General features: G+C 52.7%; 20 protein-coding genes. 4 read left to right on the top strand and 16 right to left on the bottom strand.

What is annotated here, in order from left to right; translation table 11 throughout:
• Positions 1-120: 120 nt before the first annotated feature.
• Positions 121-1,131: a threonine synthase gene (gene thrC, locus GNP95_RS12345; RefSeq protein ID WP_413773746.1), complete on the bottom strand. Its 1,011-nt coding sequence runs from the start codon at positions 1,129-1,131 to the stop codon at positions 121-123.
• Positions 1,091-1,408, bottom strand: a complete 318-nt coding sequence (locus GNP95_RS26730; protein ID WP_413773742.1) for a hypothetical protein — start codon at positions 1,406-1,408, stop codon at positions 1,091-1,093. The genes thrC and GNP95_RS26730 overlap by 41 nt, the downstream gene beginning before the upstream one ends.
• Before the next feature lie 129 nt (positions 1,409-1,537).
• Between GNP95_RS26730 and GNP95_RS12340 the strand changes: the two genes are divergently transcribed.
• Positions 1,538-2,440, top strand: coding sequence for a LysR family transcriptional regulator (locus GNP95_RS12340; protein WP_155611159.1), 903 nt, complete (start codon positions 1,538-1,540; stop codon positions 2,438-2,440).
• Between the two features lie 24 nt (positions 2,441-2,464).
• Here the strand turns inward: GNP95_RS12340 and aroC are convergent, their stop codons facing one another.
• Positions 2,465-3,520: a chorismate synthase gene (aroC, locus tag GNP95_RS12335; protein ID WP_155611158.1), complete on the bottom strand. Its 1,056-nt coding sequence runs from the start codon at positions 3,518-3,520 to the stop codon at positions 2,465-2,467.
• A 168-nt stretch (positions 3,521-3,688) separates the two neighbouring features.
• On the opposite strand from aroC, the gene GNP95_RS12330 reads away from it, so the two are divergent.
• Both GNP95_RS12330 and GNP95_RS25775 read left to right on the top strand, forming a co-directional pair.
• Positions 3,689-4,621 (top strand): LysR family transcriptional regulator, encoded by a 933-nt coding sequence (locus tag GNP95_RS12330; RefSeq protein ID WP_230873785.1) that lies wholly within the window; start codon positions 3,689-3,691, stop codon positions 4,619-4,621.
• Positions 4,622-4,688: 67 nt separating this feature from the next.
• The gene (locus GNP95_RS25775; protein WP_196427160.1) at positions 4,689-4,856 is read left to right on the top strand and encodes a hypothetical protein; all 168 of its coding nucleotides are present in this window, start codon (positions 4,689-4,691) and stop codon (positions 4,854-4,856) included.
• Between the two features lie 96 nt (positions 4,857-4,952).
• Here the strand turns inward: GNP95_RS25775 and GNP95_RS12325 are convergent, their stop codons facing one another.
• From GNP95_RS12325 to GNP95_RS12295, 7 genes are all read right to left on the bottom strand, one after another.
• Positions 4,953-5,165: a hypothetical protein gene (locus GNP95_RS12325; protein WP_155611157.1), complete on the bottom strand. Its 213-nt coding sequence runs from the start codon at positions 5,163-5,165 to the stop codon at positions 4,953-4,955.
• An 80-nt stretch (positions 5,166-5,245) separates the two neighbouring features.
• Positions 5,246-6,553: an Ig-like domain-containing protein gene (locus GNP95_RS12320; protein WP_196427159.1), complete on the bottom strand. Its 1,308-nt coding sequence runs from the start codon at positions 6,551-6,553 to the stop codon at positions 5,246-5,248.
• Positions 6,554-6,651: 98 nt separating this feature from the next.
• On the bottom strand, positions 6,652-7,716 hold the full coding sequence (locus GNP95_RS12315; RefSeq protein ID WP_155611155.1) for a hypothetical protein: 1,065 nt from the start codon (positions 7,714-7,716) through the stop codon (positions 6,652-6,654).
• 42 nt (positions 7,717-7,758) lie between these two features.
• The gene (locus GNP95_RS12310; protein WP_230873784.1) at positions 7,759-9,078 is read right to left on the bottom strand and encodes a hypothetical protein; all 1,320 of its coding nucleotides are present in this window, start codon (positions 9,076-9,078) and stop codon (positions 7,759-7,761) included.
• A gap of 308 nt (positions 9,079-9,386) precedes the next feature.
• Positions 9,387-9,863, bottom strand: a complete 477-nt coding sequence (locus tag GNP95_RS12305; protein ID WP_155611153.1) for a pyridoxamine 5'-phosphate oxidase family protein — start codon at positions 9,861-9,863, stop codon at positions 9,387-9,389.
• A 29-nt stretch (positions 9,864-9,892) separates the two neighbouring features.
• Positions 9,893-10,459: a peroxiredoxin family protein gene (locus tag GNP95_RS12300; RefSeq protein ID WP_155611152.1), complete on the bottom strand. Its 567-nt coding sequence runs from the start codon at positions 10,457-10,459 to the stop codon at positions 9,893-9,895.
• Positions 10,460-10,503: 44 nt separating this feature from the next.
• Entirely contained in the window at positions 10,504-11,145 is a 642-nt protein-coding gene (locus GNP95_RS12295) for a hypothetical protein (protein ID WP_155611151.1), read from the bottom strand.
• Between the two features lie 272 nt (positions 11,146-11,417).
• Between GNP95_RS12295 and GNP95_RS12290 the strand changes: the two genes are divergently transcribed.
• Positions 11,418-12,536, top strand: a complete 1,119-nt coding sequence (locus tag GNP95_RS12290) for a hypothetical protein (protein ID WP_155611150.1) — start codon at positions 11,418-11,420, stop codon at positions 12,534-12,536.
• A gap of 47 nt (positions 12,537-12,583) precedes the next feature.
• On the opposite strand, the gene GNP95_RS12285 is transcribed toward GNP95_RS12290, so the two are convergent.
• The 6 genes from GNP95_RS12285 to GNP95_RS12260 all read right to left on the bottom strand — a co-directional run bounded on the left by GNP95_RS12285 (position 12,584) and on the right by GNP95_RS12260 (position 22,537).
• A complete protein-coding gene (locus GNP95_RS12285) occupies positions 12,584-13,021 on the bottom strand; it encodes a PaaI family thioesterase (RefSeq protein ID WP_155611315.1) in 438 nt (145 codons plus the stop codon).
• Positions 13,022-13,046: 25 nt separating this feature from the next.
• A complete protein-coding gene (locus GNP95_RS12280) occupies positions 13,047-14,729 on the bottom strand; it encodes a long-chain-fatty-acid--CoA ligase (protein ID WP_155611149.1) in 1,683 nt (560 codons plus the stop codon).
• 29 nt (positions 14,730-14,758) lie between these two features.
• Positions 14,759-16,573 carry an acyl-CoA dehydrogenase family protein gene (locus GNP95_RS12275; protein WP_155611148.1) on the bottom strand — a complete coding sequence of 605 codons (1,815 nt, stop codon included), beginning with the start codon at positions 16,571-16,573 and terminating at the stop codon, positions 14,759-14,761.
• 80 nt (positions 16,574-16,653) lie between these two features.
• Positions 16,654-17,838, bottom strand: coding sequence for an acetyl-CoA C-acyltransferase (locus GNP95_RS12270; protein WP_155611147.1), 1,185 nt, complete (start codon positions 17,836-17,838; stop codon positions 16,654-16,656).
• Positions 17,839-17,884: 46 nt separating this feature from the next.
• Positions 17,885-20,278, bottom strand: coding sequence for a 3-hydroxyacyl-CoA dehydrogenase/enoyl-CoA hydratase family protein (locus GNP95_RS12265; protein ID WP_155611146.1), 2,394 nt, complete (start codon positions 20,276-20,278; stop codon positions 17,885-17,887).
• A 54-nt stretch (positions 20,279-20,332) separates the two neighbouring features.
• On the bottom strand, positions 20,333-22,537 hold the full coding sequence (locus tag GNP95_RS12260) for a (Fe-S)-binding protein (RefSeq protein WP_155611145.1): 2,205 nt from the start codon (positions 22,535-22,537) through the stop codon (positions 20,333-20,335).
• Positions 22,538-22,564 lie beyond the last annotated feature (27 nt).

Genomic DNA, 22,564 nt, shown 5'->3' with positions numbered 1-22,564 from the left:
ATATTTAAAATGGACAAGCTCGTATTTTACCACCTCCTGGTTCAACATATATAATTAGACTACGAACCACGCTGGAAGTTTCTCTATATTTTCCCATAAATATATAATTTTAGAGCAACCTTAAACCGATTTAAATACATTGAGAGCGATTCTGACAGCTTCTGGCGATAAAAGCTCTCCTCCGGGCATATGCGTGATTTCCTCACTATATAGTTCTTCCAGCGCTGCGACATCCTTTAGCATGTGACCGGTTAGTATCGCCACGGCTGTCTCTTCTTTATCAATAGTTCCATTCGCTCTAAGCTTCTTCAACCCGGCCAGCGTGGCGGCAGAGGCTGGCTCGCAGCCGATTCCGCTGCGGTCAATGACCCGCTTGGCCAGCATGATTTCTTCATCGCTGACTGCTACCGTCACCCCTTGCGTTAGTTCCAGTGCAGCCAAGGCTTTCCGCCAACTGGGCGGATTGCCGATATTCATGGCACTGGCTCGGGTGACAGGATTAGGCTCGGGCACAAGCGTCATCCCTTTATGCTCTACCATCCGATGAAAGGGACTAGCTCCCTCTGCCTGTACAAGCGCGATACGAGGCAGCTTATCAATCATGCCAAGGCTCCATAAATCGTCCAAACCTTTGCCTAGCGCGGACACATTGCTGAGAGCGCCTCCCGGAACTGCAATCCATTCGGGCATTTTCCATTGCAGCTGCTGCGCCAGCTCGTAGACGATGCTCTTCTGTCCTTCGATCCGATAGGGATTCAGCGAGTTGCACACATACAATCCAAGATTGTCGCCCCATGTTTCCAAGAAGGCTACCCCGTCGTCGTAAGTGCCATCAAACCTAATAATCTGAGCCCCGTAGGCGGTGGACTGACTGATTTTTGCCGGAGAGATATTGCTGGCTGGCGCAAAGACTAGGGAGAAGCTCCCAGTCCAGGCTGCATACATGGCCAGGGATGCCGAGGTGTTTCCAGTCGATGAACAGGCAAAAACACTACACCCTAGAGATAAACCATGCGAAACGGCTGCAGCCATGCCGTTGTCCTTGAAAGAGCCGCTCGGATTCTCGCTCTGCGCCTTCAGCTTCAACTCTCTAAAGCCGGCATAAGCTGTACAGACCTGTGAGAAATACAGTCCCGTGTTCCCCTCCCCTTGACGTCAACACCTTCTCCGGCAATTCCGGGGCAATCAGCTCTTTATATCTCCACACCCCGCTGGCATAGATTGTACCCCGCTCTATAAGCAGCCTCTGTTCAAAAAGCCGCCTTAACCGTTCGCCGTCCAAGCCGCTTAAATCCCGCCATATTTCCAAAATTCCACCGCAATAACAGCGGATCCGCCATTGTCCACCGAACTCTCCCCCGCACTCCAAGCATCGCAGCGTGTATTCCCGGCCATTCCCGTTCCCCATTCAAACCTCTCCTCGCTTCCCATGGATTTGTGTTAATAAGACTACAATAATGGACGGCAAGAAATAAATATAATATATATAATTTAGGAATGAATAAGTATTATTTATATATAAGAGAGGACATGTCCTATGAATATCCATGCTTTACGCATTTTTTATGAGATTGCACGAGCCGGAGGGGTCAGCAAAGCGGCCGAAGAGCTTAATATAAGCCAGCCGGCAGTGACGATGCAGCTTCGCAAGCTGGAGAAGGAATTGCAAATGCGTTTAACGCGTCTGGAAGGAAGAAATATAGTATTGACCGATGCGGGGAAATGGCTGGCGGCTCAGGCGGACCGGCTGTTTGCCCTCGAAGCCGAAATCGATAGGCAGTGCATTGCCTATCAGCGAGGAAGCATTGGCAGCTTGAAAATATCAGCTACTTATTTGCCGGCAAATTATTTGCTGCCTGATTGGCTCGCGCAGTATCAGCGATCGCACGCCGCGGTTCAAATCAGCATGGTGTCTGGAAATTTGCAGTTTGCACTAGACAAGCTGCTTCGTTATGAGACCGATATGGCCTGGATTGGCGGCTCGCATCAGCAGCTTCCGGCGGACATCGACTTCATCCCGGTTCATGAAGACGAATTATGGTTCGTAGCGCATCGCGATCATCCCCTTGCCGGACGAAGCATTTCTCCGGCCGCGTTGTTCGCCTCCCCTTTTATATTAAGGGAACCGGGGAGCTATACGCTTCAGGCGCTGATGTCGCTCTGCCGGGCAGCAGAAATACCCGAACCGCTGCCCGCGGTTCGGGTAAATGGGCCCCAAGAGGCGCTGCGCGCTGCGCTGGCCGGTCTTGGTATTACCTTCATTTCGGCCATCGAGGCCCGCTCATACGTCAACAGCGGAGCGTTAGTACGCATCGAGGCGGGCGAGCTCAAGGCCGGCAACGTTATTTCATGCTGCGTGCGCGCGGGCGACCCTCTGCCTTCGCAAGCCCAGGCTTTCCTGGAGCTTGCTTTGCACGCATCATCAACGCAAGCTACATAAACCTTAAAGGGCTGCCGTTTCTGCTTATCCAAGCATCGCAGCCTGCCGTTTGTAATGATCCTCCAGGACTAGGCAAGCCATCGCTTCAACTACCGGAATAATCCGCGGGCAGATGCTTGGGTCATGTCTGCCCTCCGTAATAATTTGCTGCTCTTCGCCCCGAACATTCATCGTTTGCTGCGGAACAGAAATCGATGAGGTCGGCTTAACGACGATACGAAACACGATTTCGTTGCCCGTGCTGATTCCGCCGAGAATCCCGCCGGCATTATTGCTCAAAAATCCGGAAGCATTCATCTCATCGTTATGCTCGCTGCCCAGCATGTCCGCTGCAGCAAAGCCCGCGCCGAACTCGATGCCTTTAACGGCGCCAATCGAGAGCATTGCCTTGGCCAATTCGGCATCCAGCTTATCGAAGACCGGCTCGCCCAGCCCAGCCTTCACGCCGCGAATCCGGCATTCCACGATGCCGCCGCAGCTGTCTCCCGCGGCTGCCAACTGCTCCACCCGTTCAATCATCCGCACGGCCGCGTCGGGATCGCAGGCCCGTACTGCATTTTGCTCAATGATCTCCTCGTTGTAGGTCTCACAGCGGATTCCGCCAAGCTCCTTCGTATAAGCCACCACTTGCACGCCGCGATGCTCCAGCAGCTTGCGCGCTACCGCTCCGGCGGCTACCCGGCCCGCCGTCTCTCTGCCGGAAGCCCGGCCGCTGCCGCGGTGATCGCGAATGCCGTATTTTTGCAAATATGTGAAGTCAGCATGCCCGGGGCGGAAAGCGTTCTGGATGTCGCTGTAAGCCTCTGGCCGCATATCTTTATTTTCGAGCATGATAAAAAGCGGCGTACCCGTCGTCTTCCCTTCAAACATGCCGGATTTAATGCTTATGATGTCATACTCTTTGCGCGGCGTAGTCACCGAGGATTGGCCCGGTTTACGGCGATCCATCTGCGCCTGGATATAAGCTTCGGTCAGCTCCACTCCCGGTGTGACCCCATCCACGATAACCCCAACGGCCGCCCCGTGCGATTCGCCAAACGTCGTAATCTTGAATACTTCTCCAAATGTATTGCCTGCCATGTCGATCTCTCCCTCATTCGCTCAATGTTGACATCTTCTTATATCTCTCATTATAATTTGTTCATTGATATAAATGAAATTCAAAAACTAATCCTTTGACATAGACTCTATCTATGTCTCAACAATTTGAACGGTATGAACAAAATAGATCTAGAAGGTGAAGCGCAAATGGATCCAATGGCTTCCATGAATCAAGTCAACATTGAGCTGTATCGCATTTTCCTGCATACCGCACGCCTCGGCAACTTGACCAAAGCTGCCCAGCAGCTGCATATTACGCAGCCTTCGGTCAGTTACGCCATCAAGCAGCTGGAATCACGCCTCGAAGTCAAATTGTTTGACCGGCTCTCCAAAGGCGTACAGCTGACACCGGAAGGCAGCGCCTTGCTTGAGTATGTCGAGCAATCCTTCGCGCTACTCAAAGCAGGGGAAGAGAAAATTGCCAACCTTAAAAATTTATCCAGCGGCGAGCTTCGCGTCGGCGCCAGCGGACCGATGATCAAACATCTTCTCCTGCCGGCATTGGATGAGTATCACAGCCGGTATCCGGATGTCCGAATTCGTTTATCCCAAGGAAAGAGCAGCGACATTCAAAGCCAGCTTCTTGATGGTCACATCGATATCGGACTAGTTCACTTGCCGCTCAGCGATGATAGGCTGGTCTCCAGCCATCTTATTTCACAACAGCATGTTTTCGTCGTCGGACCTGCCTACCGCCATTTCGCCGGACAGAAGATGACCGCCAGCGGGCTAAACCAAATTCCCCTGCTCTTGTTCTCCAAAGACAGCAGCACGCGGCATTTCGTGGAGAAATGGCTGCATGATTACGGGATCGAAGCTCAGGTCGACATCGAGCTTGGGAGCCTGGATATGCTGATCGAGTTCGCCAAGCGCGGTTATGGAGCCGCCTTCGTCGCCCGCGCCTTTGCTGCCGAGGAGCTGCGCGACGAGACGCTGTTCGAGCTGCAAATCGCCGAGCCGATCCCCTTGCGCTCTATTTCCGTAGCGACACGGCGAGATGTGTCTTTATCCGTCGGGGCTAAACAGTTCATGGAGCTCCTTATCGATTCGCTGCGCTCTTCTTACGGATCATGTTTGTAATGCCCGGTTAAGGGTAACTATAAATAGGGACAGCATCAATTATGCCGAAAAGAAGGAGGCTACCATAATGGATCACCAATCTGAGGATCAAATCCGCAACAAGCTTGACGAGAAAGGCGATTCCTTGGCCGAGAAGAAAAAAATCGAAAGCGGCGTTGACATTGAGCCGCAAGCCGATGAATGGGTAGGCAAGCCCGTGGCGTTCGTCGACGACGACAAAACCAGCGGGAAATAAAATACGCTCCAGCATTTGCACCATGAAGCAGTAAATCTGCGCCCAGCAAAAAATAAGCCCATCGTTTGTCCAACGCGAACAAACGATGGGCTTAATTCACTTGTATACCACAACGTCCGCCATGGCTTCCAATCCCTCATAAGCAGCGGTAACGCTCGTCCGTCCCTCTCTTATGCCGGTCATATTCCCCTCGGGATCTATAGCAACAATCATTGAATCAGATACCGTGATAACGCTATCCCCGGTAACGGTCATACGGTGCTGCCCGCCTCGATTGTAGATTACGGCCAAATCCAGCGTCTGGCCCACGATCAGACTGTATTCTCCGGAATCCAGCTGCAGCCGGTCTATCGGTGCAGAGCCGTAAACATATACTTCTGCACTCGTCTTCAGGACAACTCGGCGCTAATCGTTGTAACGCCATGCCGCAGCCCTGTAATGTTGCCATCGGAGTCTATGGCAACGATATCGGGCTCTGCGGAAGAATACCGGACTTGCCCGCTGACATTGTGAACCTCCCCCTGACCGTATACAGCGGTGACCACTGTATCCAGCGTTTGGCCGATGCTCAGGCTATAGCTGTCCGAATCAAAGGCTAAGGATTTGACTTTTTCGGATCGCGGTGGTGCAGACAGCTTAATCATGTTGCCGTATTCTGTAAGCAATATTACGGTACCTTCACGGGTAGCCGCAACCCGGAGTACCCGGTCCACATCCGTTTTTGCCCACTCGAGTCTGCCTCCCTCATCCGTCTTTACCGCTCCTTTTACCGTTCCGATCAAGTATCCGCCATCATCGAACTGCTCCACGGATAGAACCTTGCCCTGAACCCCGTAGTTTTGAGTCCACAGCGTCTCACCCAGCGCGTCCGTAACGGTTAATGTCATATCCGTAAAATAATCGGAAGAGGCGATAGCATATCCGCCATTCTTGAGAGGAATGCCAACAGAAGGCTTGACGCCGCCATAACTTTTCGTCCAAATCACATCCCCCGCCCCGTTTAAATTCCAAATGTCCAGCTTTCCGCGATTACAGCCTATCACTGAATAATAGCCTTGCGGCGACTGCTCGATCGATAACGTATCCATATTCCATAATTCAACGAAGCTGCCGGTCTTTAGCGTCGTTTCCCAAACGGGCTGACCGTGCTCGTTCCATTTGCCGGCAATGAGGGTCATCGGTTCACCTGAATTCACTGCAGCGTAAATGAAGCTGCCATCGGGATTCTCCCGAATATCATACAGCTCGGCGTAACCCACATCTCTGGCCAAATCCTTGCTCCATTCCACTTCTCCGGAAGGATTAACCTTGGCTACATAAGGAATCCAGTCGAAATAATAAAATTCGGGATAGGTTCCGCTTAGAATAAACCCGCCGTCCCGGGTAGGGGCCGCCGACGTAATCGTAACGCGTTTACCGTTATCTCCAGTTAAGTAAAACGTTCTGCTGCCCTGAAGCAGCCCGGATTGATCCACCTTCGATAAATTCACCGCGTCCCTTAAAGCCACCCCTGCCAAATCATATCCGCTTGCCGTTTCATTCAGATGAAAAATCTTGGTATAACCGCTATACTTATGGCTCCATTCCACGATTGGCGGTTCATCAGAAGATGTCGCTGCATGCAAAGCGGACGGCCGTAGAGAAATCAGCGCAGCAGCAAGCAGGCATAGAACCACTCTTCGGCTTACATCAGTCATTGAAGCGTACTTCATAATTCTCTCCTCCGGGGATATAAGAATAATAGTGACTGTTCGCTGTTGCTAGGTATCGTGTCTGATCGTTGTTCGAAATTCGGTTAGAGTCCGGAACTGCCCGTAAGCTTCACCACCTTCTCATACGAGGCGATATATACGGCTCCACCGTCATGCGTCGGCAGCGCTTTTGTCAACAGGCTTGTCGGCTTGCTCCATGTTACGTTCCCCTGTGCATCGCAGGCAATAACCGCATTGGAGAGGCCGATCAGATAACCGCCGGCCAGCGCCGACTCAATTGACCTTGCTGTGCCGTTCATGCCGAGCTCCTTGGTCAACTGCTGCCCATTAAATTGGCCTATAATCAGAACGGATTGATTGAGCCAGCGATCATAATTAACGATGGCATAGCCGTTATTTGGCGCAGGTACGGCCCACCCGATCCCGTCGCCATAATAGTTGATCCATTCAGATTGACCCGAGGCGCTCAGCTTCCACAGCATATAACTGCCGCTGCGGAAAGCCCCGGAAATATAGCCGCCATCTGCCGCCGGACGAACGGATTCTATGGACACGTTAGGGTCGTATTTCGTCATGGTAAGCTCATTTTTCCACTGGTCATCTCCTGTGGCGTCAAGCTTCACCATATAGGCGGTGGACTGGCCCGAATTATAAGAATAAATAATTCCCTGATCGAATGTCTCCCGAATCTCGTTAAATTCGACATAATCGCGGCTGAACTCTTCCTTCTCCCAGAGGATAATCCCATCCGCATCCGTCCGGGCTATATAATAATAGGAATCATATCCAGGGACCGTGCCGCCAAGCAGGTATTCCCCGTCGCGCGTATAATCCGCAGCTGTGACAACGACTTGGTTCCCATCGCTGGTTCGGAGATCCAGCGTTTTCTCCCACATGACGCTGCCTTCTGCGTTCAACCTCGCCAAAAAGGCTTGCTGTTTATTTTTCGTTCCAATGATCGTATAACCCTGATCCGTCTCGTAGATCTCGAATATCTTTATGCCGGTGCCGCTAAAATCAAGCTCCCATTCCTGGACTGGCTCGTGCCCGCTTGCAGCCATTGCCGTTTCAGACGCGAAGCTTGCCACAAGGATTGCAGCCAATATGAGCAAGCCGTACACTTTTCTCAACCGGAGTGCAAATGTCATCTTATTCCTCCATTCTTTAACACATCCCTGGCTCTGGCACTATTAATACACATCAACAGTCGCCTTGGCTTCAAGTCCATTGTAGGTCACCGTTAACATTGTCCGCCCCCGCTTCACCCCAATAAGGTTTCCTTCCTCATCCACATATGCAATCGATGGATCGCTGGTGCGGAACGAACTCTCCTTGGTAACATTAAGCGGCGCAGCTCCTTCGAAATAAGTCACGATTACATCGATCGGCTGCCCGATGTTCACGCTATACTCGCTGGAGTCCAGCTGTAATGACTGGACGCTGCCGAGCTTGATGATTCTTCCCTCCACGAGAACGACGGCGTTGCCGTCTGAAGTCGGAATGGCCTTATCCAGGCCGCTGACCTCATAAGCCTGCAATATATTCCCATCTGAATCTGTCTGATATACGCCTTGAGAAGTTCCCAATATATAACCTCCGCCCACCGTCTCATAGAGGGAGCGGACTTGCCCCGTCAAATTAAGTTGGACGACATTGCTCTCTTGATGGCCGCTGTTTTCGTACAACCTGACATAGCCCTGCTGCGTTACTCCGGCCAGCGTGTAGCCTCCATCAGCAGTAGCTGCGGCTTTTCCCGTAGAGAGCTCCGTATATTCCTGTTCATCAACAATGCTAAAATCTTCAGCCAATCTCCATGTATATAAAATTTGATCCTTGCCTCCGACAACCAGGTAACTGCCATCCTTTAATTCAAGGATCTGCCGGGCATATGGTGAAGTGAATCTTCCGCTTGCAAGGGTCTTCTCTATTTGTACCTTGCCATCAGCATCCATTTTCCCTGCGGAAGTCTTGGAATAATCGGCCAGATACACCTCCGTATTATTCAGATATAAATAACCTCCATCTTCAGCCTGATGAATGTAATTAAAGGAAGCATGAGACCCGGATAAGTATTCATTAGTCCATTCTATCCTGCCTTCAGCGTTAAGCTTGGCCGCATAATAATCGCTATACCGATAATGAATACCACTTACGGTGGCCCCTACAATATAGCCTCCGTCCTTCGTTGTACCTGCCGCCTCGGGTACAGCACGCTTGCCGTTTGCGGCAATCAGCGGCAGCTCCTCTTCCCAATAAACCGTTCCGTCAGCATGAAGCTTCGCCATATACACGAAATTAGTACTCTTGTTCAAGCCGACCACCGAATACCCATTCCCATATTCGGACACATCCAGCAATTTCAGATTTGCTCCCAAAGCGCGTTCCCATTCCAGAGTCCCCGTCGCTTCAGCAGCCGCAGCTTGTGCTGCCGGCAAAGTCCATACGATCGTCATAGTTAAGATCAAGGTGAATATCCTTTGGTTCCACAGTACATTTGTTCTTTTCATCATTCTCTCCTCCAGGATTTAAGAATGTATGACTGTACTTGATGAACAAGACATTCGAGAAATTCATGATGGCCGGTACTCTTTTAGCGATTTAAAGCAGGATCATGCCTCATTACGCTCCTTGACCACCTCCAAGAAACAGGGTATGGGCTTACCACGACCAGAGAGCTATTATTCTGGAAGTTTAATTGTATTTTACCAACTTTTGATAGTTTAAGAGAATGAATCGAAGTACTCAGATCACGAAAAAAACCACTTCTTCCCGAAGTGGCCCCTTAGCACTGTCAAACAATTATAAATGTACCAATTTTTTAAGATTTCAGCTCCTCAATCGTCTCCTCCCAACGCTGCAGTACTGTCTCCGGCTCCTTCAGCCGAATTTGCACGCCGGAAATAATGTCGGCATATTGCGCAATGTCCTCCCGGCATTCCGCGACTTTAGCTTCAAAGCGGGTTCGCGGATGCTTGGCATTGGCAAGATCAGGCAGTCTCCTTAGCGATAACCGGATATAACATGCGGCCTCGCCCGAAATCACGACCAGCATCGCTTGTCCTGTGCGGGTCATATTGCGCGTCGTGACCGTATTTTCCCATAAACCGAGCCTAAGTGTGGACGGATTTAAAGCGACGATTTCGCCTGCGCTGATCATTGCCGTATGCGGCCAATTTTGCTCTGTAACGGTAAGCAGCATAAAGGCCACATGCTGTTTATCCGGCAAATCTGTCCCGTTTAGCAGCGAATATAAGTGAGGAGACAGAACCGCAGCGTCATTATCGTGATTACGCATTATTTCCCTCCTAACTCTTCCTTCAGCGGCTACTTCACCGCCTTCGAATATGCTTCCTTCATGATATTATAATCGATCGCTCCCTGAAATCTCTGGGTGATTACGCCTTTGTCATTGAGCACATAGGTCGTTGGATAGGCAATGACCTGATACTGGTCGGCGATGCGCCCCGTCTCATCAAGCGCGTGTGGAAACGTCAAGCCGAAATCCTTGAGGAAAGACTTCACATGTTCCTTGCCTTCTTCCAAGTGAGTCATATTGACCGCCAGCACAACCGCATCCTTATCCGCATATTTCGCGTAAAACTTCTCCATATGAGGCATCTCCAGCCGGCATGGCGGACACCAGCTAGCCCAGAAATTAAGCAGCACCGTCTTGCCGCGATAATCGCTTAGCTTCACCTCGTTTCCATCCAGATTGTACAAGGTGAAATCCGGTGCACGGTTGCCGACCTTCAAGCCGATTGGAATGGAATCATCCTCCATGGCTGACTCCCCAGCCGTTATCGGGTTGACATTTGCTCTATTCATGTAATCATACACACCCCAACCGATCAAGCCCAGAAGCACGATGATTGCGATCCAGTTTTTTCTCATTTGATTTCACTGCCTCCTTTGACTTCGGTCATAATCGTTTGGATTTAGCGTGAGCGATTCCGGCGACTCCCTATTGAATCCAAGACGAGCATCGCTACCGCCAAGAGAATGAATAACAGCTGCTCCAGTGAAAAACCGGCCAACACGATATGGCGGTTCCCGTCCAGAAAGGGAAAAACGGCAGAGCCAATGCTATACCACAAAACGAGCGGCGCGAAGGAGCTTAACGGGAAATCGAATTTCAACCAGGCTGCAATCGACAGGACTAGAGATAGAAGCGCGCAAAGCGGCAGCTTCCAGCCTAACGAGCCTTCCCACAAAAAGAACATCGTGAACCTGGCAGCCTGTACTGCGGCAAATGCCAAAACTGATGATTTAACAAGAAGTTGAACCAACGGCCGATTTCTATAGCCTTTGTAAGCAAGGTAGGCCATCCCCCCGAGCGCGCCAAGCCATAGGCCCCTTTGACCTCCCGAGAAGTACAGCAGCGACAGGGGATTCGCAAGCGCTTCTAGCGGATCAAAAATCAGCATACTGAATTTCCATAAGAAAAATCCGATTCCCAGAGCAGTGACGTAAGAATCCTTGATCCAGCGGCCCTCTTCCCGATGACGCAGCCGGATGCTTAGAACGCTGTAACCGATGACGGCCGACAGCAAAAAAATGAGCAAATCCGCTCTTAACATTAGCGGCCCAAGCGTTATTGTTCCGATTGTATTCCCTCCGCTCTATCCAAGAATCTTTCCGCAATACCCCTCGGGGTATACAAAAAGAATAGGCCTTTTGCTATTTCGTGTCAAGCCGTGCCCATTTCGTCTGCTTCGAAATTTTCACAACAGTTTAAAAAAGACTATAGTCCTATCTTTCAATACTTGCGAAACCAGTCCAGTGCATACTCGTATAACATCATTTATATAACATTTATCACATTGCCAGGGAGTGCATCGATTTGATTGAAATGCGCAATAAGGAAAACTTGAAATACTCCAATGAAATTCCGAAGTGGGCTAAATATGCCCATACTATCATTATTACCGTTATCGCGCTGATCGGAGCGGGAGCGTTTGTGCTCGGGGGCTATTTTATATTTGAAAAAGAAGGGCTTGGAGCGGTGCTTTGCATTTTCGTAGGAGTCGTCATTGTATGGGCAACGCGCATGATGATCCTGGGGAGCAAACTGCATACCGATTTTACAATAATCAGCGAGCTGCGAAACGATGGCTATTATACCTACTTCAAAAATATAAAAAGCGGCCATGAACACGAGCATTTGATCCCGTTCCAGCGCATGCAGGAGGTTCTTATCGCCCGCAAGACGCAGTATGTCTCTTCCGGAAGATCTAACACACCCGGCTATTATGTCGTCTGTGCACAAATTATTATGAAATGGCAGGACGAGCACGGAAATGTCGATTATGCTCTGTTTGGTTTAGGAAGCCGCAGCGATCTGGCGAAGTGGGTGCATAAATTCTGGGAGCATCACGTCCCCGTATACCATACGCTCCAAAATGTCAGCGAAGCTTCAGCGCAGGACTATGCTGCGGGGTACCATGAGCTCGATAAAACGCTGTTAAGCTCCATGGACGCCTTGTCCGACATTGAAACAAGACAACGCAGAAATATTCCAATTTGGCAAAGTACCGATATGAAGCAGCACAAGGCGCAGCGGCATGCTGCAAATGACCGGCGGATTTTCCGCCCGTTGTTCGCAGGGGTCCTTCTCTCCCTATTTCTCATTGCCATGCTGTGGGTTCCTTATTGGCCGATTGAGGAAGAAATGTTTCCTGACAGCTCGCCTTCGCCGATGGTTTGCATTTTAACCGTATTAAGCATTGTCGTTTCGAGAACTTACTGGAGACGGGGGCAGAAGTGGTATATTCCCCTTGTCGATACCCTGGTCATTTTGACGGCATATTTTGCCGGCCTGCTAACAGCCAAACTATGGTTGCCCATTCCTTCGATTTATTTTGAAGCGGTTTTGATCGATGTGCTGACAGCCGGATTTTTCCTGATCATTATATTTCTGGTATTCAAGCTCATCTATTTACGCGATCGGCTGGAGAAGCGGAGCAAATAACAATAAACCGACCTTGCTCCAAAGGTCGGTTTATTTATCGCGAGCATTTATCCCGTTCCGTTAATGACGCGAAATGTCCCGCTGCCAAAGGCGCAAAGCTCCCCATTTTCCAGCCGGGCATAAGCCTGGGTCGAAATGGATTTGCGGGAACTGTGTACGATTTCAGCAGTAACGGAGATGCGTCCCTGTTCGGCCTTCGCAACATAGTTCATGCTGAGATTGGTTGTCACGACGCTGTCATGAGGACGCGCAAGCATGGCGGTCAGTCCCATCGCCGAATCGACAAGCGTGGCATACACTCCGCCGTGGACGATGCCGATGAGGTTCAGATGATGAGGCTGAATGTCCAGCGTCACGATGACTTTTCCCTCCTGAATTTCCGCAATTTCGCAGCCCAGGTAATCCCAAAACGTATTCTGGGCCATGGCATTCCATTTCTCAATATTACGCTGCAAAGCGTCCTTGTCTTCTGTATCTGCATTCATAACCTGCTTCTCCCTTCTTCCGGGATCATAGTTGCGGCTTCTCGTTCTCTTCCTCAACGAGTTTGCGGCGCAGCACCTTGCCGGCAAGCGTCTTTGGCAGACTGTCGCGGAACTCGTAAATTTTGGGCACTTTATAGGCAGCAAGCTTCTCTTTGCACCATTGCTTCAGTGACGCTTCGTCGGGCACCGCTCCGCTGCGCAGGACTACGTATGCTTTCACCGTTTCTCCGCGATAAGGGTCGAATACGCCGGCGACAATAGCCTCGGCAACGTCGGGATGCTCGAAGAGCACTTCCTCGACCTCACGGGGATATATATTGTAACCGCCCGCAATAATCAAGTCCTTACGCCGATCGAGAATGTAGAAAAATCCGTCCTCGTCCATGCGCCCCAAATCCCCGGTCAGCAGCCAGCCTTCTTTTAGCGTTTTATACGTATCCTCCGGCCTGTTCCAGTAACCTTTCATGACCTGGGGGCCGCGCACGGCCAACTCGCCGATTTCGCCAGGCTTTACATCCTCCAGCGTATCCGGAACTACGATGCGGGCTTCCGTATCAGGAAAGGGGATGCCGATTGAACCGCTCTTCCGCTTCTCCCAAATGTTGTTGGCATGCGTGACGGGAGACGCCTCTGTCAAGCCGTAACCTTCGATCAGCTTGCCCCCTGTCAATGCCTCGAACCGGGTCTGAACCTCAAGCGGCAGCGGCGCGGCGCCGCTGATGCATACATTGATGGAGGATAAATCGTATTTCCGGACATCCGGATGGTTAATGATCGCCACATACATCGTTGGCGCCCCGGGGAATACGGTCGGCCTCTGCCGATCAATCGCCTTCAAAATCTGATCTACCTCGAACCTCGGCATCAAAATTAGCGTTCCGGCCATATACACCGCTTTATTCAGAAGCACTGTCATGCCGAACACATGAAAAAACGGGAGCGCCGCCAAATATTTCTCCTCTGCCTCTCGGCCGCGGTAGAACCACAGATGTGTCTGCAGCGTATTTGCCACTAAGTTAGCGTGCGTCAGCATCACGCCTTTCGCGAAGCCTGTCGTCCCACCCGTATATTGTATTAGCGCCAAATCCTTTTCACCGTCCACTGAAGCCTCGCAGGGCTCTGGTGAAGCTCCCTTGATTAGTTTTTTTAAAGAAAGCACCCTGCGGTCGTAGTCTATCTTCACGTACATGCCGTCCTTTTTGGCCTTGATGGGATACAGCATGTTTTTGGGAAAAGGCAAATAATCCTTCACCGAGGTGACGAGAATATAGTCTAAGCCGCCTCCGCCCACGCCAATTGCATTCTTAACGCGAGCGACAAGCGCATCCAATGTAACGATCAAGCGGACGTCGGCATCCTTAAGCTGATGCTCCAACTCCCGGGGCATATAGAGCGGGTTCGTCATGACGACGATCCCGCCCATCAGCAGAGTCCCGTAATAAGCGATTACGGACTGTGGGCAATTGGGCAGCATGACCGCTACCCTCTCCCCTTTTCCAATACCCAGCTTCAACAGTGCATTGGCAAAACGAAAGCAGTGATCAAGCAGTGTGCCGTAGCTTATTTTGGCGCCCATAAATTCAAGAGCGATTTTCTCCGGATGACCTGCTGCGGAATCTACCAGAAACTTTGCCAGATTATGTGCAGGATATTCAAAGGTCGGTGGTACTTCAGCGGGATAATGTCTCAACCAAGGTTTGTTTGACATTGCCGTCCACCCCTATCTTCGGATGTTCGTTACACAACGTATTTCTCGGCAGCGATAACTTTTCCGGCAATTTGCCGCTTCAAGCCTATAAGGTCGACCAGCGTTCTGCGCGTCAGCTTCTTGAGCACGGACAACTGCGTCCGCAGCGTATCCCCCGATTCCATCGCCGCCAGCAGCTCCTTCGCCCATCCTTCCAGCTGCCCGAACTGCTCATGAATAAACAACGTTGTCATCTTGACCGGAAGCTCCGTCTTTGCCTCATGGGATGTTTCCATAATTTTGAGGGTTCTCAGCAGCGCGCTTTCCATCGCATAAATCGAAATCATCATATCGGCAAGCAGACTCAGGATTTCCTGCTCCTGCTCCAGCTTCATTTGGTACTTCTGCACCGCGCCCGCACCTGTCATCAGGAATATCTTCTTGGCCATAGCCAGCATATGGGCTTCCTGCTCCAATGTCCCTTCAAAGGAAGCAGGCGGCGTCATGCCGAGCAGCTCCGACTGCAGCGCCATCGCCTTCTGCATTAGAGGGAGCTCGCCCTTCAGCGCCCGCTTCACAAGCGTTCCCGGAATGAGCAATCGATTAATTTCGTTTGTCCCTTCGAATATGCGGTTAATCCGCGAGTCGCGGTATATCCGTTCGATAGGATACTCCTGAATATATCCATAGCCGCCGTGGATCTGAACTCCCTCGTCGGCGACGAAGTCCAGCACCTCGGAGCCGAACACCTTATTGATCGAGCACTCCAGCTGATATTCGGCGATCGCTTTGGCCGACTGGTAGCCGACATCCGCACTTTGATGATCTACCCCGGCGAGGCCGACGTCGAATAATCCAGCCGTTCGATACACCATGCTTTCCAGGACGAAGGTGCGGACGTTCATCTCCGCCAGCTTCTGGCCAATAAGCGGAAAAGAGCTGATCGGACGGCCGAACTGCGAGCGTTCATTGGCATATTGAGCTGAATGCTGGATCGCATCCTTCGCTGCGCCGACGCAGCCGGCAGCCAGTTTGAACCGGCCGATGTTCAGGATGTTAAAGGCAATCAGATGGCCTTTGCCAACCTCCCAGAGCAGGTTATCGGCAGGCACCTTCACGTCCTCCAGAATGAGCGGGCAGGTCGAGGAGCCCTTAATGCCCATCTTCTTCTCCTCGGGCCCAATGCTGACGCCCTCCATTTCGCGTTCGACGATGAATGTACTGAAGTCTTTACCGTCAACTTTGGCATATACGATGAACACGTCGGCAAAGCCTGCATTTGTGATGAATTGCTTTGTTCCGTTCAGTACGTAATGCGAGCCGTCTTCAGACAGCACAGCCGTCGTCTTTGCGCCAAGCGCATCCGAGCCCGAGGACGGCTCCGTCAGGCAGTAGGCGGCAATTTTCTCCCCGGTCGCGAGCAGCGGCAAATATTTCTGCTTCTGCGCTTCCGTCCCGAAATACACGATGGGAAGAGTGCCTATGCCTACATGCGCACCGACAGAGAGGGCGAAGGAAGATGCCTTCGTTAACCGTTCATTGATCAGCGTTGCGCTTACTTTATCCAGCCCCATCCCGCCGTAGCTCTCCGGTACTTCAGCGCCCAGCAGTCCGAGCTCGCCTGCTTTTCTAAGCAGCTTCACCGTAAGTTCATAGTCCAGCTTCTCGATCTCTTCGTCGCGCGGCAAAATTTCCGTGGCCACGAAATCCTCCGTCGTCCCGGCGATCATGCGGTGCTCCTCCGTGAAGTCCTCCGGCGTCGTTACTGTGCGGCAGTCCAGATCCTCAATCACGAAGGCTCCGCCTAACACTTTACGTGCGGATTCCCGTGTTGTGTCCGCCGCTTTGACCGTATCGTTATTCATCCTTTATCAGCTCCTTTTTCTTTCCGATTTCTACTTGACGGCAAATGCAAAACTCTGAATACTCACTCGGGCACTGCCTGTTACCTGCCATGCACTTCAAAGACGCTAGCTGCGCCCATACCGCCCCCGATGCACATCGAGACGACACCGTACCCGCCGCCCCGCCGCCGCAATTCGGAAATCAGACTGACGGACAGCTTCGTCCCCGTACAGCCAAGCGGATGGCCAAGGGCGATCGCTCCCCCGTTTACATTGACCTTCTCCTCCTCGATCCCTAGCTCGCGGACAATATGCAGACATTGCGAGGCGAAAGCCTCGTTGATCTCATAGATCGCAACGTCTTTCTGCGAAATGCCCGCCTGTGCCAGCGCCTTCGGAATGGCTTTGACTGGACCAACGCCCATCATCTCCGGCTCCACGCCGCTCAGCGCAAAGGAGCGGAAGGTCGCCAGCGGCGTCAACCCCTTCGCCGCAGCGCTCTCCTTGCTCATCACAACGACCGCTGCCGCTCCATCGCTCATTTGCGACGTGTTGCCAGCCGTTACCGTTCCGCCGAGCTTGAAGCCCGGCTTCAGTCTGGACAGCGCCTCAAGCGTCGTATCCTGCCTCACCCCTTCGTCCTCGTCAAAAACGAATGTCCTGCTGCGGATATGCCCGCTCTCATCCAAGGTTTTCTCCTCCACCTGCACCGGAACAATCTCGTCTCGAAATTTCCCGGCTGCGATCGCCTTCGCCGCTTTACGGTGCGAGCTTAGAGCAAAACGATCCTGATCTTCTCTCGCAACGCCGAACCGCTCCGCAACACGCTCAGCGGTATGACCCATCGCCATGTAAATTTCCGGCTGCTTCTCCACGATCTGCGGATTCGGGGACACCTTGAAGCCGGTCATGGGCACATGGCTCATACTCTCCACGCCGCCTGCGATAATCACGTCAGCATGGCCCAGCATGATGCGTTCCGCCGCCAGGGCGATCGTCTGCAGCCCCGAGGAGCAGAAGCGATTGACAGTCATTGCCGGAACAGTTACCGGAAATCCGGCATATAACGCCATAATGCGGGCAAAATTAAGTCCCTGCTCCCCCTCCGGCATGGCGCAGCCGATGAGAATATCCTCGACCTCACCTTTATCCAGGCCAGGAGCCCGTTCCATAACCGCCTCCAGCACGGTGCGGCCGAGATCGTCCGCACGGACATGGGCCAGGCTGCCCTTCTTCGCTTTACCGACAGCAGTTCTCGCCATCGCTACAATTACCGCTTCCCTCATCCTTGCTCCCCCCTGTTCATCTGAACTCCGGCATGAGATTCAAAACTTAATTGCGCAGCGGCCTACCGGTAGCCAGCATATGCTGCATCCGCTGCCGGGTCTTCGGTTCGCCGCAGAGGCTGAGGAATGCCTCGCGCTCCAAGTCGAGCATATATTGCTCGCTCACATAGCTGCCCGGCGGAACGTCCCCGCCGGCCAGCACATGAGCCAGCTTCTTCGCAATGAGCAGATCGTGGTCGCTGATATAGCGGCTCTCCCTCATACCGATCGCGCCCAATTGCAGCACCGCCTTGCCTTCAGAGCCGGCCACGCGGATCAATTCCTCCTGTGGCGGTTCATACCCGGCGGCCGACATCCGAAGCACCGCCTGCTTCGCCTCATGAATCAAGTAATCCGGGTTGACAACGACCCGATCGTGCTCCATGAGATAACCGAGCGTCTTGGCATCATATCCGCTGCTCGACACCTTGGCCATCCCAATCGTCTCAAAGGCCCGGTTGAGCAGAGGCTGCAAATCCCCGTCCGCCCCCGCATGCCTGCTGGCCCGCAGCGCCAGCTCCTTGCACCCTCCGCCGGCGGGAATCAGCCCGACGCCGGCCTCGACCAGCCCGTAGTATGTCTCTGCCGCGGCGATCACCTGATCCGCAGGCATGCACGCTTCCACGCCGCCGCCGAGCGTCATTCGGTGCGGAGCTGCCACGACAGGCTTCTCGAATCGCTTCAAATTGTACATCGTGCTCTGAAACAGGCGGATGATGTCGTCGATCTCATCCCACTCTTCATCCTGGGCCTCCATCAGCAGCAGCATCAGGTTTGCGCCGACACAGAAATTACGCCCCTGGTTGGCAATGACCAGACCGTCGAAATTTCGCCGCACCTCCTCTACGCTCTGCGAGATCATCGCCAGGATGTCGCCTCCAATAGCATTGTTCGGCGAATGGAACTCGAGGCAGGCCACGCCGTCACCCAGGTCGATCAGGCTCGCTCCGCTGTTTGCTTTAACGATCTTGTTCTGCTCTTTAAGCTCATGCAGGGAAATTCTCTCCGGCGGAATGTCTACCTGCTTATATTTCAGCCCCGAAGCCTGGAATAAGACGCCGCTTTCCTTCTTGTAGAACGTCTCATTTCCTTGCGCGAGCCAATCCTTCACCCAGGCCGGAATACTCAACCCTTCGGCTTCCATCCGTGCGACAGAACGGGTCAAACCAATGGCATCCCATGTCTCAAAGGGACCTAGCTCCCAATTGAAGCCCCATTTCATCGCTTCATCGATCTCGCGGATACTGTCCGCGATTTCGCCGACCTTCTCCGCGGAATACAGGAGTACCTGTTTCCATACGTCCCAGGCAAAATCCGCATAACGGTCCCCGCCTGACAGCAGCGCCTTTGTCTTAGCCTTGGCGCCTTTCGCTAGCTTCGCCGCTTCCAGCGATCCGGAAGCCGGTTTCTTAACCGGCCTATACTCCATCGAATCCAGATCAAGCGCAAGGATCTGGCTGCCCTCGGAACCCTTCACTTTTTTATAGAAGCCTTGCCCCGTTTTCTCTCCCAGCCTGCCTTGATCGACCAGTTCTTTCAATACACCGGGAATGGCAAACACCGCTCGTTCCTGCTCATTCGCTGCATGCTCGAACACATTGTTCGCCACATGCACGAACGTATCCAGACCGACCAGATCGAGCGTGCGAAATGTCGCGCTCTTCGGCCGCCCCATCGCCGGACCGGTCACGGCATCGACCTCTTCCACCGACAACCCCTTCGCAATCATTTCCCGCAGCGTAACGAGCAGCCCGTATGTTCCAATCCGGTTGGCGATGAAATTCGGCGTATCCTTGGCCTGGACGACCGTCTTGCCGAGCTTCCTTTCCGCAAATTCGGTCATCCTGGCCACTACGCCGGGATCTGTGTTGTCTCCGGGGATAATTTCTAGCAGCTTCATATACCTCGGGGGATTAAAGAAATGCGTTCCGAGGAAATGACGCCGGAAGTCCTCCGACCGCCCCTCCGTCATCTCGTTGATCGAGATCCCGGATGTGTTCGAGCTGACGACAACGCCGGGCCGCCAATACCGCTCGATAGCGCCTAGCAGCTTCCGCTTTACCTCCAGATTCTCGACAACGGCCTCGATCACCCAATCCACGCCGGAAATGCGGTGAAGATCATCTTCCAAATTTCCGGGGGTAATCCGTTTGGCGAAGCGCTCGTCATAGAGCGGCGCCGGTTTGGTCTTTGCCAGCTGCTTAATGGCCGACGAGGCAAGCCGGCTTCGCACAGCCGGTTCCTCCAGGGTAAGTCCCTTTGCGGCTTCGGACTCGGTGAGCTGTGTCGGAACGATATCTAGCAGAAGGCACGATATCCCCACATTCGCCAATTGCGCTGCAATCCCCGAGCCCATAACTCCGGAGCCGATGACGGCCGCAGTTGTAATCGGTTTGAACATATTCCTTCCCCTCCCATGCCATTTGCTGTTTAGGTGTTTTTGCTCGAACGGCAGCTATATGCTTCTCTCAGGAATAATCATCATTTCCGGCTGTCCCGTAACTGCCGCATCACTGCCAAACACGGACAGCGCCAATATTTCTGCGATATCCTTTGTTTTGACCGTATCATCGGCCTCCTTCAGTTTCGTGCCATCCTCCAGCATCGTAAGGCAGTAAGGGCATGCACTGCTGATCAAGCTTGGATTTACCTCCAGCGCCTGTTCAGTTCTGGCCTCGTTGACCCGTTTCCCGCTGTTCTCCTCCATCCACATGAGCCCGCCTCCGGCCCCGCAGCACATACCGTTTTCCCGGGTGCGATCCATTTCAACAAGCTGCACGCCGGGAATGGCACGAAGCACAGCCCTGGGCTCCTCATATACATTGTTGTATCGGCCAAGATAGCAGGAGTCGTGGTAAGTGATTCGCTCGTTCACTTCACGTCTCGGGACGAGCCGCCCCTCTGTCATCAGCTGGCTCAGCAGCTGTGTATGATGCAGCACATCCACCTCCTCCAGCCCGAAATCAGGATATTCGTTCTTCAGCGTATTGAACGTGTGCGGACAGGCCGTCACGATTTTGCGGACGCCATACTTGCGGAAGGTATCGATATTCTCCTGGCACAGCTGTTGATACAGAAGCTCATTGCCTAGCCGCCGCGGCGTATCGCCTGAATTCCTCTCCTCATTGCCGAGTATTGCAAAGCTCACACCGGCTTCGTGCAGGAGACGGACGAAAGCCTTCGATATTTTGCGGCTGCGCTGATCATAAGAGCCCATCGACCCGACGAAAAACAAATATTCGAACTCGGGATTCTCCCGGACTGTAGGGACGGAAATTCCCTCCACCTCTCCGGTCCAGTTCGCCCGGTCGGTACGGCTAAGCCCCCAGGGATTTCCCTGTCGTTCGATGTTGGTCATTGCACGCTGTCCTTCCTGGGGGAGACGGCCTTCCATGAGAACGAGATGGCGGCGCAAATCGATGATCTTATCAACGTGCTCATTGCCGACAGGACACTGATCCTCACAGTTCCGGCAGGTCGTGCAGGACCAAATTTCCTCTTCCGTCATCACCCCGCCGATCATAGTGACATCCTCGGGAGATGATTCATCCTGAAGCCTCCAGGTGGCTTTATGCCAATCCATCGTAGGCGCGATATTGGTTATGCCGGCCTTGTCGCACCAAGCTGGCTTAAGAGATTCAGCTGCGGGCGCAAGCTCAAGGGCGTGAGCGCCGTGCATGGAGTTAGCTAAGGCCGGCACATGGGGTGATTTCCCGGTAACCACAGTTCCTTTCTCCTGTAAATGATCGCGCAGCTTCGTGATTAGATGCATTGGCGACAATGGCTTGCCGGTATTCGATGCCGGGCAGGCGTTCGTGCAGCGGCCACACTCCACGCAGGCGTAGAAGTCGAGCATCTGCTTTTGGGTGAAATCCTCGATCCTGCCGGCGCCGAAGCTCTCGGCCTCTTCATCTTCGAGATCCAGCTTCTTCAAGCGCCCTGCGGGTTCGCTGCGGCGCAGCCACAGGTTAATCGGTGCTGTAATGATGTGAAAATGCTTCGATTGGGGAACGTAAACTAAGAAGGACAGCAGTATGAGTAAATGCAGCCACCAGAACAGGTAAAAGAAAATAGCTGCGGAAGATTGCGGTATCCCGGCAAACGCTGCTGCGATTAGTGAGGAAATGGGGGCGTAGCCGGATGGCTCCAGCCCGAGCCAAAGCCGTTCGAAGGCGAGCGATAACAGAACGGTCAGCATGAGCGAATAGATGAACATAACGACGATACTGGGCTTCCAGCCCCTTTTCAGCCGGGCCAGCTTCTCGCCGTAACGGCGATAAGAGGCATAACCCATAGCCAGCAAAATGAGCAGAACCGTAATCTCCTGCAGCAGGCCGAAGGACTCGTAGGCAGGAAGGGGCAAATGCCTGCCTTTGGCCAAACCTTTGACAATCAGATCCAAGGCGCCGAACTGCAAAATAATGAATCCGTAAAAAATGACGATATGCATCAGGCCGCTTGGCAGGTCCTTCAGCAGCTTCTTTTGGCCGAATACCTCGGACAAATATTCAGCCGTCCTACCCATGCCGCGTTGTCGCGGCTCAACGCTTTTTCCGAGCTTCAGGTAGCTGTAACGGCGATGGACAACGACCGCGAACAAATATAGGCCAAGCCCCGTTGCAATCAGAAACAAAACCAAGTTAATGAGCTGCCACGTCATATGCTTTCCGTCCTTTCTACCGTAGTG

It is taken from the genome of Paenibacillus woosongensis, from assembly GCF_009725165.1.
GTDB classification, from domain to species: Bacteria; Bacillota; Bacilli; order Paenibacillales; family Paenibacillaceae; genus Fontibacillus; species Fontibacillus woosongensis.
The sequence above is the reverse complement of the archived record's forward strand: the minus strand, read 5'-3'. Positions and strand labels throughout refer to the sequence as shown.